This window comes from Thalassospira indica, from assembly GCF_003403095.1.
In the GTDB taxonomy this organism is placed as follows: domain Bacteria; phylum Pseudomonadota; class Alphaproteobacteria; order Rhodospirillales; family Thalassospiraceae; genus Thalassospira; species Thalassospira indica.
This window is the reverse complement of record NZ_CP031555.1, coordinates 3,232,127-3,246,341: the sequence shown is the minus strand read 5'-3', so window position 1 is coordinate 3,246,341 and position 14,215 is coordinate 3,232,127. Positions and strand designations below refer to the sequence as shown.

General features: G+C 50.7%; 14 protein-coding genes. 3 read left to right on the top strand and 11 right to left on the bottom strand.

Annotated features, from left to right (window positions below):
• Window positions 1-12: 12 nt before the first annotated feature.
• Window positions 13-420, bottom strand: coding sequence for a Cd(II)/Pb(II)-responsive transcriptional regulator (gene cadR, locus DY252_RS15300; RefSeq protein ID WP_004364961.1), 408 nt, complete (start codon window positions 418-420; stop codon window positions 13-15).
• 95 nt (window positions 421-515) lie between these two features.
• On the opposite strand from cadR, the gene DY252_RS15295 reads away from it, so the two are divergent.
• The 3 genes from DY252_RS15295 to DY252_RS15285 are packed head-to-tail and all read left to right on the top strand — an operon-like array spanning window position 516 to window position 3,239.
• On the top strand, window positions 516-1,412 hold the full coding sequence (locus tag DY252_RS15295; RefSeq protein ID WP_004574643.1) for a cation efflux transmembrane domain-containing protein: 897 nt from the start codon (window positions 516-518) through the stop codon (window positions 1,410-1,412).
• A 3-nt stretch (window positions 1,413-1,415) separates the two neighbouring features.
• Window positions 1,416-1,928 carry a signal peptidase II gene (gene lspA, locus DY252_RS15290; RefSeq protein ID WP_064790853.1) on the top strand — a complete coding sequence of 171 codons (513 nt, stop codon included), beginning with the start codon at window positions 1,416-1,418 and terminating at the stop codon, window positions 1,926-1,928.
• A 21-nt stretch (window positions 1,929-1,949) separates the two neighbouring features.
• Window positions 1,950-3,239 carry an ISL3-like element ISPpu12 family transposase gene (locus tag DY252_RS15285; protein ID WP_004574636.1) on the top strand — a complete coding sequence of 430 codons (1,290 nt, stop codon included), beginning with the start codon at window positions 1,950-1,952 and terminating at the stop codon, window positions 3,237-3,239.
• Window positions 3,240-3,496: 257 nt separating this feature from the next.
• Here DY252_RS15285 and DY252_RS15275 read toward each other — a convergent pair whose 3' ends face one another.
• The 10 genes from DY252_RS15275 to DY252_RS15230 all read right to left on the bottom strand — a co-directional run bounded on the left by DY252_RS15275 (window position 3,497) and on the right by DY252_RS15230 (window position 14,209).
• The gene (locus DY252_RS15275) at window positions 3,497-5,863 is read right to left on the bottom strand and encodes a heavy metal translocating P-type ATPase (RefSeq protein ID WP_082923550.1); all 2,367 of its coding nucleotides are present in this window, start codon (window positions 5,861-5,863) and stop codon (window positions 3,497-3,499) included.
• A gap of 42 nt (window positions 5,864-5,905) precedes the next feature.
• Window positions 5,906-7,243, bottom strand: a complete 1,338-nt coding sequence (locus DY252_RS15270; RefSeq protein ID WP_063093952.1) for an APC family permease — start codon at window positions 7,241-7,243, stop codon at window positions 5,906-5,908.
• Window positions 7,244-7,250: 7 nt separating this feature from the next.
• Window positions 7,251-7,700: a c-type cytochrome gene (locus DY252_RS15265; protein WP_064789704.1), complete on the bottom strand. Its 450-nt coding sequence runs from the start codon at window positions 7,698-7,700 to the stop codon at window positions 7,251-7,253.
• A 109-nt stretch (window positions 7,701-7,809) separates the two neighbouring features.
• The gene (locus DY252_RS15260; RefSeq protein ID WP_064789705.1) at window positions 7,810-8,145 is read right to left on the bottom strand and encodes a YHS domain-containing protein; all 336 of its coding nucleotides are present in this window, start codon (window positions 8,143-8,145) and stop codon (window positions 7,810-7,812) included.
• 551 nt (window positions 8,146-8,696) lie between these two features.
• Window positions 8,697-9,896: an ABC transporter ATP-binding protein gene (locus DY252_RS15255; protein WP_022733250.1), complete on the bottom strand. Its 1,200-nt coding sequence runs from the start codon at window positions 9,894-9,896 to the stop codon at window positions 8,697-8,699.
• Window positions 9,897-9,966: 70 nt separating this feature from the next.
• The gene (locus DY252_RS15250) at window positions 9,967-10,689 is read right to left on the bottom strand and encodes a copper resistance protein B (RefSeq protein WP_022733249.1); all 723 of its coding nucleotides are present in this window, start codon (window positions 10,687-10,689) and stop codon (window positions 9,967-9,969) included.
• Window positions 10,690-10,691: 2 nt separating this feature from the next.
• On the bottom strand, window positions 10,692-12,374 hold the full coding sequence (locus DY252_RS15245) for a copper resistance system multicopper oxidase (RefSeq protein WP_064789706.1): 1,683 nt from the start codon (window positions 12,372-12,374) through the stop codon (window positions 10,692-10,694).
• Window positions 12,375-12,452: 78 nt separating this feature from the next.
• Window positions 12,453-13,019 carry a cupredoxin domain-containing protein gene (locus DY252_RS15240; RefSeq protein ID WP_082923552.1) on the bottom strand — a complete coding sequence of 189 codons (567 nt, stop codon included), beginning with the start codon at window positions 13,017-13,019 and terminating at the stop codon, window positions 12,453-12,455.
• A 154-nt stretch (window positions 13,020-13,173) separates the two neighbouring features.
• Window positions 13,174-13,494 carry a hypothetical protein gene (locus DY252_RS15235; RefSeq protein ID WP_063093938.1) on the bottom strand — a complete coding sequence of 107 codons (321 nt, stop codon included), beginning with the start codon at window positions 13,492-13,494 and terminating at the stop codon, window positions 13,174-13,176.
• A gap of 331 nt (window positions 13,495-13,825) precedes the next feature.
• Complete coding sequence (locus tag DY252_RS15230; protein ID WP_064789708.1) at window positions 13,826-14,209, bottom strand: hypothetical protein; 384 nt, start codon at window positions 14,207-14,209, stop codon at window positions 13,826-13,828.
• Between the last annotated feature and the right edge of the window lie 6 nt (window positions 14,210-14,215).

Here is a 14,215-nt window from a genome sequence, read left to right as displayed (position 1 = left end):
TTGATGCTTCACCTACTGCTGGTGCATGTTTCCTTCGCTAATTCCAGCAAGAACCCCACACGCCTCAACTTCCCGGTCATCGTTGCAACTCGCTCTCAGTGAAACGAGTTGTTTCTCAAGCGCTTGCAGAGCGGTTATCTGCGACCGCACATGAGAGATGTGATCATCGAGCAAGGCGTTGACGGCGGTACAAGGCTGATGAGGGTCGTCCTGATAGCTCTGTAGTTCGTGAATCTCAGCCAGTGACAGGCCCAGGATTCTGCAGCGACGGATGAAGGCCAGCCCCTCACCATGCTTCTCGGTATAGACACGGTAACCGTTGTCCTGCCGATCAGGCGGCGGCAACAAGCCCTGCTGTTCATAGAAGCGGATCGTCTGTGTTTCGACCCCTACCAACTGCGCCAACTGACCAATGCGCATCAGCCTCCTCCCCAACGGATTCTTTACTCTATTGACCTTATAGTAGCTTTATAGTTTTAAATGGTACCACAACATTGTTCAAGTGGAGTCGTATCATGAGCAAATCCTGTGGTGGCGCCTGTGGCGGTGATGCAACGTCCGCAGCGGATACCGATATACAGGCCTCCTCCGAGGCGCCAGGGAGATGGGTCAGTGTTTATGCCGTGCCGAAGATGGACTGTCCATCAGAAGAACGAATGATTCGCCTAGCCCTGAACGGCTTTGAGGAGATTCGGGCGCTGTCCTTCGACTTGTCGAACCGCCGGCTGAAGGTCGTGCATGACGGCGAGGTCGAGCCCGTCACCTCGAAACTGAAGACCTTGGGGCTAGGCGCCTCGCTTCAGGAAACCGTCGCTGCAAATCCGGAGACCATCAAGGCCGCCGAGTTTTCGGCAGCTTCTGCTAAGCAAGAATCCGGGACCCTGCGCTGGTTGCTCGGCATCAATGCACTTCTGTTCGTGGTGGAAATGACTGCCGGTCTGATCGCCCAGTCCACCGGCCTGATTGGAGAATCCCTGGACAATTTTGCCGATGCGGCGGTGTACGGGCTTGCCCTTTATGCGGTTGGACATAGCGTGAAAATGCAGGTACGTGCCGCGCATCTTGCTGGTGTACTGCAACTGATCTTGGCTGTGGGCGTGCTCGTAGAGGTGGTGAGACGCTTTGTATTCGGTAGTGAGCCTGAATCGCTGGTGATGATGGCTATCGCATTCGTCGCATTGATTGCCAATACCAGTTGTCTGCTGCTCATATCCAAACATCGGGAAGGCGGGGCGCACATGAAGGCAAGCTGGATATTCTCGGCCAACGACGTGGTGATCAACCTGGGGGTCATCACCGCCGGCGCCCTGGTCGCGTGGACCGGTTCCAATTATCCGGATCTGATTATCGGCACCATCGCGGGGGGCATTGTACTTAACGGTGCCAGACGCATTTTGGCGTTGAAGGGTTAAATAATGCTCATTATTGGCAAAAAGCTCTCGCCGTATGCCCTATTGTTCATATCGGGCCTGCTGGCAGCGTCTGATCAGGCTGTAAAGTGGCTGGTGCAGCAATCAATGGCCTATGGCGAGTATGTTTCGGTGACCCCGTTCTTTAACTGGGTGCACCTATGGAACACCGGTGCCGCATTCAGTCTTTTTGCGAATGGTGGAGGCTGGCAGCGCTACTTTTTTATCGGAATCGCGGTAGTGGTCTCGATTTTTCTGATCAAGCTGATCCTTGAAAATCGTCATAAAGGAGAAGCCATCGCTTACAGTCTTATCCTCGGTGGCGCCATGGGCAACCTGATTGACCGGGTCTTTCGCGGCTATGTTGTGGATTCCTTTGATTTCTATTGGCGAGACTGGCATTGGCCGGCCTTCAACCTGGCTGATATTGCAATTGTCCTCGGTGCCTTACTTTTCGTTTCCAGCAGCTTGTTGGGTAAAAAAGCAAACACCAATGCCGAGCCGGATGGATCTGACTGACACCTACGCCTATACAACACCATGACCGAACTTCCCGACAACATCCTTCACCTGCCGCAATACCAAGTACTGGGCTGCAAATCAACCGACGACGAAATGCACTTCCAGGTGGACGTGCCCGATCCCATCGCCTGCGAGGAATGCGGCGTGCAGGGTGAGTTCGTACGGTTCGGCAAGCGTGACGTTCCCTATCGTGATCTGCCCATCCACGGCAAGCGGGTCACTCTCTGGGTGGTCCGCCGCCGATACACCTGCCGGGCCTGCAAGACAACATTCAGGCCCCAGCTACCGGAGATGGTGGACGGATTCCGTATGACACTGCGGCTGCATGAGTACGTGGAGAAGGAATCCTTCAACCACCCCTACACCTTTGTGGCGGCACAGACCGGCCTGGACGAGAAGACGGTGCGCGACATCTTCAACGCCCGCGCCGAGTTCCTGGGGCGCTGGCACCGCTTCGAGACGCCCCGCATCCTGGGCATTGACGAGCTATACCTGAACAAGCGCTACCGCTGCATTCTGACCAACATTGAGGAGCGAACCCTGCTCGACCTGCTGGCCACCCGCCGCCAGGACGTGGTGACCAACTACCTGATGAAGCTGAAAGACCGGCAGAAGGTCGAGATCGTCAGCATGGACATGTGGAACCCCTACCGGGCAGCGGTCAAGGCTGTGCTGCCCCAGGCCCGTATCGTGGTCGATAAGTTCCATGTGGTGCGCATGGCCAACGATGCCCTAGAGAGAGTGCGCAAGGGCCTCAGAAAGGAGCTGAAACCGTCCCAGAGCCGGACTCTCAAGGGAGACCGGAAAATCCTGCTGAAACGCGCTCACGAAGTCTCAGACCGGGAGCGCCTCATCATGGAGACCTGGACAGGCGCGTTCCCGCAACTGCTGGCCGCCTACGAGCACAAGGAGCGCTTCTACGGCATCTGGGACGCCACCACACGGCTCCAGGCAGAAGCCGCCCTGGACGAGTGGATAGCCACCATCCCGAAGGGCCAAAAGGAAGTCTGGAGCGATCTGGTCAGGGCAGTGGGAAACTGGCGCGAAGAGACCATGACCTACTTCGAGACGGACATGCCCGTCACCAACGCTTACACGGAGTCCATCAACCGACTGGCCAAGGACAAGAACCGTGAAGGGCGCGGTTACTCCTTCGAGGTGATGCGGGCACGAATGCTCTACACCACGAAGCACAAGAAGAAGGCACCGACTGCGAAGGTCTCTCCTTTCTACAAGAAAACCATCGGTTACGGACTGCCGGACTTCGCAGAGGAACTCAACTACGGAGTCGATCTATCAACCATCTGAGGGTGGTATCAGATTGATGGGGTGAAGGTGCCCCATCAACCATTAAATCCGTATACCCGAAATTATCAAGGTGAAAATAGATTTCTGGCTACCAAGTGTAAAAAGCCGACAGATGAATTTTGGGAACGGATCAGAAGAGATTTAAAGTTCTGAGTGCTGGCTGGTATGTCATTTAAAATGGGCGAGGGGTGAACTGTCTTGTATTAAAGTCAGCCTTGTCTGGTTCACCCCTCGCCCAATCAGTCAATATTGGGATGCTAGTAACTTGCTCGACGTAACCTCAGTGCATTCGCAATGACTGATACCGAGGATAAGCTCATGGCTGCAGCTGCAAACATTGGTGAGATGAGAATGCCAAAGAACGGATAGAGCAGACCCGCAGCAACAGGCACACCGGCTGCGTTATAGACCATCGCAAAGAAGAGGTTTTGCCGGATATTGCGCATCGTTGCTTCCGAGAGTTCTCGGGCTCTAACAATCCCGCTCAAGTCACCTTTGACGAGGGTGAAACCAGCACTTTCAATTGCAACATCAGCGCCCGTACCCATCGCAATTCCGACGTCGGCCTGCGCAAGTGCGGGGGCATCGTTAACACCGTCACCCGCCATCGCGACTTGATGACCTTTATCTTTTAGCTCTTTGATTAAATTGGCCTTATCTTCCGGTGAGACATCGGCCCGGATATCGGTAATCGAGAGTTTACTGCCAACAGCTTTTGCTGTTCGTTGATTGTCGCCAGTAGCCATGACAATTTTGAAGCCCTGCTTTTTCAATGCGGCCAGGGCATCCGATGTTGTTTGCTTTATCGGATCGGCAACGGAAATGAGCCCAGCGATCTTTCCATCAATAACGACATGCATTACCGTCTCCCCCATATCTCGCCGATCATTTGCTATTTTATCAACAGCAGAATGATCGATATTGAGAGTCTGAAGGAGTTTGCTATTACCTAGGGCAACCGACTTGCCACCCACCTTTCCGGTGACGCCCTGACCGGTTACAGCTTCAAATTCCTCTGCCTTATCAAGGGACAATCCGCGCTCCTGAGCAGCACTGACAATGGCGTCAGCCAATGGATGTTCGGATCCCTTTTCCAGCGCCGCAGCGACAGAAAGAACTTCCTCCTCCTGAAAATCTGGTTGGGCGATTACACCTGCAAGTTTTGGTTTACCCTCTGTCAAAGTCCCGGTTTTATCGACAATGAGCACATCGATCTTCGCAAATCGCTCCAAGGCCTCTGCATTTTTAATGAGCACACCAATTTGTGCACCACGGCCGGTCGCTGTCATGATTGACATCGGCGTTGCCAAACCAAGGGCGCAGGGACACGCAATGATCAGAACAGCAACCGCTGCGACAAGCCCGTATGACAATGACGGATCGGGCCCCCAGATGGCCCAAGCGACGAAGGCGATCAAAGCAACCAGGATAACAGCAGGCACAAACTTGCCTGCAACCGTGTCTGCAACCTTTTGGATTGGCGCTTTGCTTCGCTGAGCATGGGAGACCATATCAACGATTTGGCTCAAGACAGTATCTTTGCCAACCCGTTTGGCCAGGATGATCAGGCTGCCATTTCCGTTGATTGTTGCTCCGGTGACATCGTCATCTGGATTTTTTTCAATTGGAACGGGTTCACCCGAAATCATGGATTCATCAACTGACGACCGTCCTTCAACGACAACGCCATCGACAGGTATCTTGTCGCCTGGGCGAACCCTCAAACGCATTCCGACGGTTACATCCTCAAGAGGAACTTCTCGTTCAGAACCATCATCTTCAATAATGCGGGCTGTTTTCGCAGCAAGACCCAATAACGCTTTGATTGCCGAGCCGGTTCGTTCCCGAGCCCCCAATTCCATTAGTTGGCCAAGAAGCACAAGGACAACGATGACAGCTGCAGCTTCGAAATACACACCGACATGTCCCTGTGCGTCTCTGAAGCCATCAGGAAAAATACCCGGAGAAATCACTGCGACGACGCTAAATATATAAGCTGCGCTAACGCCCATCCCGATCAAGGTGAACATGTTGAGAGAACGGTTCACCACAGAATGCCATCCACGAACCATGAATGGGAAGCCGGACCACAGGACAACAGGCGTTCCGAGAACCAACTCCACCCAAAGAGTAACGCGTTCTCCAATCATTTCCCGGATGAAACCCAAACCAACAAACGGCCCCATCGTTAGGACAATCAGCGGCACCGTAAGAGCTGCGCCTAACCAGAATCTCTTTTTGAAGTCTTGAATCTCGGGGTTTGGTTCCTCATTTTCTGTTGGTATATCCATCGGTTCCAGTGCCATTCCGCAGATCGGACAGGAACCAGGTTCGGATCGTATGATCTCCGGATGCATCGGGCAGGTGTAGCGGCGAGAAGCGGATGACGAAGCGCTGTTTGCAGCAGATGTCTCTTCCTTTGCGGATAATACGCTTTCAGGAGAGCTATCGAACTTGCTCTTACATTTCTGGGAACAGAAGTAATATGTCTCATCGCCGTACGGTGAGCGTGGTGTATCGGAATCCAGCGTGACCGACATGCTGCAAACAGGATCGGTTGCATGTTCTGCTTGATCCGACGTTCTGTGATTATGCTGGTGCTTTTTATGATGATGCTCAGACATGGTCTGCTTCCTGCTGTTATGCCTCAATGTCACTGCGGTTTATCAATGTCCTGAGTGATCGTGACTGTGCGCCTTGGCCGATTGGTTTATCCGGTTTGACAGGAACCAACGTTCAAAAATGAACACAGCAACAATCATCAAGGTTGCAATGAGAACAATGGATGGGTCGCTTTGCAATTTCATGCCGGCGAAAACGAGCAATACGATGATGTCAAAGACAATCGCTGTAATCATAACAAAGCCGCGTGCACCTATTTCCTGCCGTAGATACTTAAAACATCCCCAGTGGATGAGCACATCCATGACGAGATAGAAAAACACTCCAAGTGAAGCGATCCGGCTTAAATCAAAAAAGATTGTCAACAGCGCTGCCACGACAACCGTGTAAACAAGCGTGTGGTCTTTGATTGAACCGGACATTCCAAAATGACTGTGTGGGATCATCTCCATATCAGTCAGCATCGCGAGCATTCTTGAGACAGCAAACACGCTTGCAAGTAAACCGGAGGCCGTCGCAACGACTGCGAGCAGCACAGTCAGATAAAATCCGGTAGGGCCCAATGCAGGCGCTGCGGCTTCGGCAAGGGCATAGTCTTTGGCTTTTATCAGTTCATCCAAGCCAAGACTTGAGCCAACAGCGAGCGCCACGAGAATATATACGACAACGCAAATCAGGATTGAGAACGTGATCGCACGGCCAACATTCTTGTGAGGGTTCACGATTTCAGCGCCGCTATTCGTGATCGTAGTGAATCCTTTGAAGGCTAGAATTGAAAGAGCAATTGATGCTACAAAACCGGCTAGAGGAAAACTCGCGCCGTCAGTTGATGACGGCTCGAACGAATATCCACCAGCCCACAGAGCTGCAATTGCAAACAAAGCAATTCCACCGATCTTCAGTGTGGCCATGACCATTGAAAACACACCAACCGATTTGTTCCCAGCTCTGTTGACAGCGTATGCAAAAATGATCAGGCAGACACCCAAGACCGGTATAAGAACTTCAAGCTCTGTCAAGTCAAATGCGCGCAAGACATAGGTTCCGAATGTTCTTGCCACCAAACTCTCGTTGATAACCATCGAAAAGGCCATCAGTAATGCTGCGCCACCTGCTATGGCTCCTGACCCGTATGCTTTTTGAAGGATCATTCCGATCCCACCCGCGGACGGGAAAGCATTTGACATCTTTATATATGTATATGCGCTAAAAGCAGTGACAAGTGCGCCAAATAGGAACGACAACGGGAACCACTTTCCTGCAAGTTCGGCAATTTGTCCCGTTAAAGCAAAAATTCCTGCCCCGATCATAACACCGGTGCCCATGGATATCGCGCCAACGAGCGAGATACTGTTTTTCTTGTATTCTGATTGATGATCCATCCCTGCCTCACATTTGGTGTTTTTGGTACGCGATGCCGTTTGCTTCCTGTAGCTCACGTACGTAACGAATGATCCGTGATACCTGTTCCGAACTGACCTGAGGCTGGGCTGGCATATCGCCGAAGGGCCAGTGATGTTGTTTCGCCCCGTTTCCAACAGCAAGGTAGAATGCGCGGTCTGAATGATGACCCGGATTGTAGATCCGGTGTATCAGCGGCGGACCTTGTTCTGTGCCGCTTGCATTGCGTCCGTGGCAGACAACACAGTTCATATCGAAAAGCTGCTTTCCTACCATTGCTTCCTTGCTGAAACTGGGTAATGCAATCCCACTATCAGTCAGCTCAATATCTTTGATGTCATCTTTCCCGGGCAGAAACGAATTCAGGGTCATGGCGATGATCCCTACTGCGAAAAAACCGATGACCAGGTACTTTAACCAATTGATTTCTTTTTTCATTTCCTTCTGGCCTTTGTTTTATGCGTATACATCGAGTAGTCGAAGAAACGTCAGACAATGCGAACTAAGCAACCTTGGTCAGGTTGCTGCTGCCTATGATTTCGCTGAACTAGCCTTGCGATACATGAGTTTTTCGGGTGATTGCGCTGCCACCGACATAATTGTCTGGTGACGCTTCAAATGCTGAACGGCAGGTGTCTGAACAGAAGTAAAATACGTCGCCGCTATGAATGGTTGTTTTGGCGATGCGCGGGTCGACAGTTTTATGACAAACCGGGTCAACGGCGGAATGAGGGTGCTCCCATCGGATTGCCTCAGCATGACCGTCCGCTTGTTTCTTATTGTGGGTGTGCTTTTTGTGGCCAAACATGTGAGCACCGCAACCAAAGCGCATCATCAATATGATGAAGGCTCCCCAAAGCAACCAACTGAGAATATTTTCCATTTCTCTTTGCCATCCCATAAATACCTTTAAGTCCGACTGTTCTGAATGAAAACAGCATGGTGCCGAATACCGACGCGCAATCTTCACGCAAGCCATCGGCACGCGCAGAAACCAGAACAGTTATTCGCTATTTGTTTGGGAGGATCAGAATATGGGAGGTTGGAAAATCCATGACCGAGATACCGGTTGAAGGGACATTTCTTCTATCCCGTTCTGTACAGGAGAAAACTCGGAAATCGGTAGGATAATCTCGGTAAGGACCGCTGATGTGGAGTGACAAGAAACCTGAGGGCAGCACGAAGTCAGATCATGTTGGTGATCAATGTCGAAATCACTGATTTCTGCAGAATGCGCAGGAAAGGAGCCACTGGACGCGACTGCAATATGGGGAGCAAGCATTATAGCACTGATCCCGACAAGCAGGATCAGTACGGCGCGTATAAGTGCTTGCTGTGCATTCATTGATCAAATCCCCTCTGGGCAGAAGGTAACACATATGCCCCTGAATATCGAGTTACGTTGACCTACCTCAACTATGGGTAAGTCTTTTTTTACCCTGCTTCAGATAGAACCGTTACATCTGCAAACTGATTGTCCGTAATCTCGATTTCCTTGGAGATGTAAGGTTTGATTTCGGAGTATCTGACATGAGCATCGGCTTGCGCCTGATAGTAACGAAAGAGCTCTTTGAGCGGAGCGCCCATGTCTTTGTATGCAGTTAATACTGCGATTAGTGCTCCGAGCGTGAGGTCGCCCTTTATCACCAGATACCCCCCTATTGTGTAAAAGAAGAATGGCGTCATCTGAGATATAAAGTTGTTTAAAGACTTCATGGCGAACTTGTTTTTGTGGATAGAAAGACGAAGATCATGAAGTCGTTTGTATGACCCGTAAATATCCCGAGCACTTGGCTGGTGGTCGTTTGAGATATTCCCGATCTTCTCCCCGAGAACCCTGACTTCTTTCAGCCGCGTTCGAGACAAAGCATTAATTTTCTTTTGAAATCTGGGAATGACAAAAATCTGAAGCGGCAACAGTGCTGTTGCGGCGATGCCCAAGACCAAATCTTGCACGAGCATGAAAGCCAGAATAGTCAGGAACGTGCCACCTTGTAACAAAGGTAATACAATGGACTCCGATGCATACCCAGCTACGGGCTCTACCTCCTGAACAATAACCGGAATTAATTCCCCGCCTCTGGGGGACGGCTTTCGAAAGCTGAATTTTGAGATATCGAGCCGCAGGCGGCGTGACATGTGTTCTGCCAATGCACCGGATTGCAAATTGACCTGGTATTTCAATCCACCATGTAAGCCAATAGCCAAGAGGAACAGCATGCATAGTGCAAGCAACGTCTGCGTCTGTGACAGTTCTATACCCATATACATGATTGGGAAGTGTCCGGACTCTATGGCATTGTTGATGATTAGCTTCGGTAGTTCGAGACTCATGTAAAGTGCCGGTAGTGACGTTATTGCCAGCAGGCCCAGTTTTAGCTGTCGTTTCCATGATGCTCTGAATATGTACTGCAGGAGCGGTGTTCCGTTCTTTGAGAAGGACTTTTGAGCTTGCCACGCAAGAACAGATTTGCGGCGTTTTAAAAGCCTGTATCCCGTTGCACTGAGAATAATAATAAGTGCAACCGGAACCCCAAACACAACCAAATGGAAGACAAAATGAACCCACCAGTGTGCATCGCTTGATATGTAGTGCGTTAAACGGTGCCCCATATCGTGGACGATTTCCATCATCTGTGTCAGGTTCCTTCAAAAGGTTCGATAAAAACAGACAGGGAGGAAAATCCTCCCTGTCAGATGAAGCTTAGAAAAGAAGGCGGAGACCGGTCACGAGGTAAGTTGCTTCGTAATCCTCGCCGTCGTCTTTTGCAAAGTCTGCGGTTTTGCCAAGTTTGCGTTCATAGGCAACCCCAATGTACGGTGCAACGGCTCGGTCGATTAGATCATAGCTAAGCCGCAGTCCGATTTCTGCGCTTGAAAACCCGCGCCCGACCTCTATTTCGCGATCCTCAGAGAATGCTGCATTCAGCTCAAGCGAAGGTGTGAGGATTAAACGATTGGTCAACAAGCCTTCATACTCAACATCAAGCCGCGCACTGCCGTCTCCGGTCTCGCTGACAAACAGATCAGCGTCGACTTCAAACCATTGAGGAGCAAGCCCCATGATACCAACCGTTCCATACCAACGATCTGTTGTGCTTGGCGTATCCAGACGAATACCGGCCTTGGCATCAAAGAAGTCACTGATTGGTGTTTGCAGGACCAGCCTGTTCTCGAAGTTTTCGTAAAGGTCGTTTTTGAGATCACGCTCGCCTTCGCCTTGCCAGCGCAGCTTCAACTCATCGGTTCCGACAAATGCGTCACCATCCCAAACAAAGAGATTTTCGTCTTCATCACCTGATCGGTATTCAAACTGCTCCATTTGAATGCCATAGAAGATGTGATTGTCTGCTTTGGCAGTGAACGAGAAGGACAGGATCGTGGCAAGAACACCACCACCAATCGCGGCCAGTGTTAGGGTTTTCATTGTTATTGAACTCCATTCTCAAGTGCTGCGACGGCTGGACCGCCCTCAACAATCACTTTGCGGAACATTCCAGAAGCCATGTGATAGCTCAAATGACAATGGAACGCCCATTGCCCTGGTTCATCAACTTCGGTTTCCGAATAAACAGTCATGCCTGGATTGATATTGATGGTGTGCTTTACCGGATCCCATTTACCGTTACCGGTATCGAGGATTGACCACATCCCGTGCAAATGCATCGGGTGTGACATCATGGTCTCATTGACGAACTTGAACCGTACCCGTTCGCCATATTTCAAGCGGATAGGTTCTGCATCTTCGTATTTGACGCCATTGATCGACCAAGTATAGCGCTCCATGTTTCCCGTAAGACGCAGTTCAATTTCACGCGTTGCCGGCCGCTCCGGATACAAGGGCTTCTGTGCTTTCAAGTCGGCATAAGACAAGAACTTGCCGCCATTCGCTGCTTTTGGTGTCAAACCACTGCCAGCGGCATAGAAAGGATCATCTTTGGACATCGCCATCTGAGAGTGATCCATCCCGGCCATATTCGAATGGTCCATTCCAGCCATGCTGTTCTCGTTACCACTGCTCATTGAGGAATGGTCCATCCCGGGCATGTTCCCGTGATCCATCCCCATATCAGCCATTGTCAACAACGGAGCGTCCATGCGTCTGGCTGGCATTTCAGCTTTCAGCCCTTCTTGCGGCGACAGCGACCCGAATGCATAACCCGAGCGCCCCATCGATTCCGCCATGATTGCGTAAGGTTTATCTGCGGTCGGCTGAACAATCACATCGTAGGTTTCTGCAACCGAAATGCGGAATTCATCAACCTTGACCGGTTGAACGTTGTTGCCGTCGGCCTGCACAACAGTCATTTCAAGTCCCGGAATGCGGACGTCGAAGTAAGTCATGGCAGATGCATTGATGAAGCGCAGGCGCACACGTTCATTGGCCTTGAACAGGCCTGTCCAGTTCTGCTCTGGTGACTTTCCGTTGATCAGACCGACAAATCCGTGAACATCTTCGATGTCGGTCGGCATCATGCGCATGCTGCCCCAGTCACCACGTTCCGACAACGTCGCACCGAAGCCATTTTCAGAGACATCACTGATGAAATCGCCAAGGGTGCGTTGGTTGCGATTATAATAATCGGGCATCATTTTGAGGTTGCGCAAAATACGTGCGCCGGAATGCGGGTGCTTGTCTTTCAGGACAACCACATACTCCCGGTCGAACTTGAACGGTTCTCGCTTTTTGGGTTCGATAATGATCGAACCATACGCTCCGTCCGGCTCCTGAAAACCGGAATGGCTGTGGAACCAGTAGGTACCGCTTTGCGAGACTGGAATGCGATATGTGAATGTTTCACCAGGAGCAATTCCCGGAAAACTGATCTCAGGTACGCCATCCATCTGATAGGGGAGGATCAAACCATGCCAGTGAATGGACGTGCTTTCATCAAGATTATTAGTCACATTGATAACGGCCTCTTCACCTTCTCTCAGGCGCAAGGTCGGGCCGGGCGAAGATCCGTTATAGCCAATTGCTTTTGTTTTCATTTCCCCTGTGTCGATTGTTACGTAGTCGACTGACAGGTCATATGTTGCTGCGTTCGCTACTGATGACACAGCAATAACGCTTAGCGCACCGAGAAGGGCACTACCAAGAAACTTGTTCATTTTTTGATATCCTTTGAGCCGGGTGCGCCAGAGGGGATAGGTAGGGTTTCCCTCTGGCACAAGCCCCAAAAGCAGTGATTACTGCAGGCGTACTTTCCCAACCATGCCACTTTCATAATGGCCTGGCACGTTGCATGCGTACTCAAGTTCCGCATCTTTGGGGAAAGTCCAGATCACCTCTGCAGAATCACCCGGCTCCAAAAGCACACTATTCGGGTCGTTGTGCTTCATGGTTTTACCGTTCCCCATGTCCATTTCCATCATGTCCATGTTGATTTTGTCTACTTCAAGGGCTCCGTGTTCCATCATCATCATCATTTCTTCCTGATGATCTGCATGCATTGCTGTAGTTCCAATGTTGAATTCATGAACGAATTCACCCTTGTTTTCGATCAGAAAACGAACTGTTTCGCCACCTCGGACGATAATTTTCTCTTTGTCGTAAAAATTGTCTTCCATCGTGATTCTGATGGTGCGCCGCACATCAGATATCTCGCCTGGTGCCCCGATTTCCGATGCACCGTCATTATGACCGCCACTATGACCCGCACCCGCAAAGGCAGGTGACTGAAGACCGACAAGCGCGCCAAGAATAAAGGTTGAAACGCTAACGCGACGCATAAGGGAATTCTTGAAGTTGGGCATGTATATGCTCCTAATAGATATTCAGTAAGAAGGCCCTCGTCCCATGTTCAATCACGACAACAGTCTGCGCTGCTGTAATTCAGGCAAAACGCTGTTTCATTCGAGGAACAGTGATTGAACCAGGCAAAGGGATGTTCGGAAAATCTGAAATATCTCAGGAACGCGGAGGCTTGGCTCTAACGTCCAAACCTGCGGAAGTCAAAGTCAGGTCCTGATACCAGTATGTTACCGCAAGCACCGTTGGGCTGGAAGACAGAACACCTTCTACTTCTTTAACGAACGGGCCGCAAACCGCCATACCGCAAAGATCCGCATGCATGTCACGTCGATCATGTTGCGAGCTATCAGAAACATCGATCATGACGCCGTGATGATTGTCATGGCCATGTCCCGAACCTGCTTGCACACCCTCAACCCCCGACAGCAGAACTGTCATGGCTATCGCGATTGCAAGAAAGCAGGAAAGGATGCGCACGGAATGTTCCTTAGTGATGCATTGCAACATACGCAATATCGGGCTCCCCCGGTTTCGTCAAGTGGCAATATTGTGGCAAAGCCAGACCATTTCACGAATTTACATCTGCTGCTTGAGCCATCAATCTGGTTCGGGCTATTTGTCAATCAGGCAGACTGGGCAAAGGCATGAACTTGGGGAGGCGCCTCTCTGCTGATCTGCGGAAGTGATCTGTCGTAAGTGGGATGATTTATGGAAGATGGGAGACATGTGCATTAGGAGAGGCTTGGCGTAGACACCACGATTGATGTAAAAGGCTTGTTAAGAGTCTTCCTGTGTTGTGGAAGGCCCATTACGTATCAGAACCTTCTGCTTGTGTCATACGTACTGCCTGACGAATTCTTGAAGCCGTTTGTCGTTCCATCTCGCGCATTTGAAGCAGCATTGCTGCCATCAGGTCTCTCGCCGTCCCAGTTTCCTGTTTTAATTTGGCGATTTCCTGACGCAGACTCATGATCTCATTTTGTTTTGATGATTTTGCTGTTGCCTCAAATGATTTCAGTCGTTCGAGCACTTTGGGATATTTGTAAAGCGTTGTCCGGCTATGCCCCGCTTCGCGTGCTACCATGCTTTTGCTGATTCTGGGTGTATCACTGGTATTGGCTTTCTGAGCATGACGCGCGAGGAGCCGATCAATCGCCATCATGAATGCGGCTTCAACAGATGTGGTGGACATGGTTTC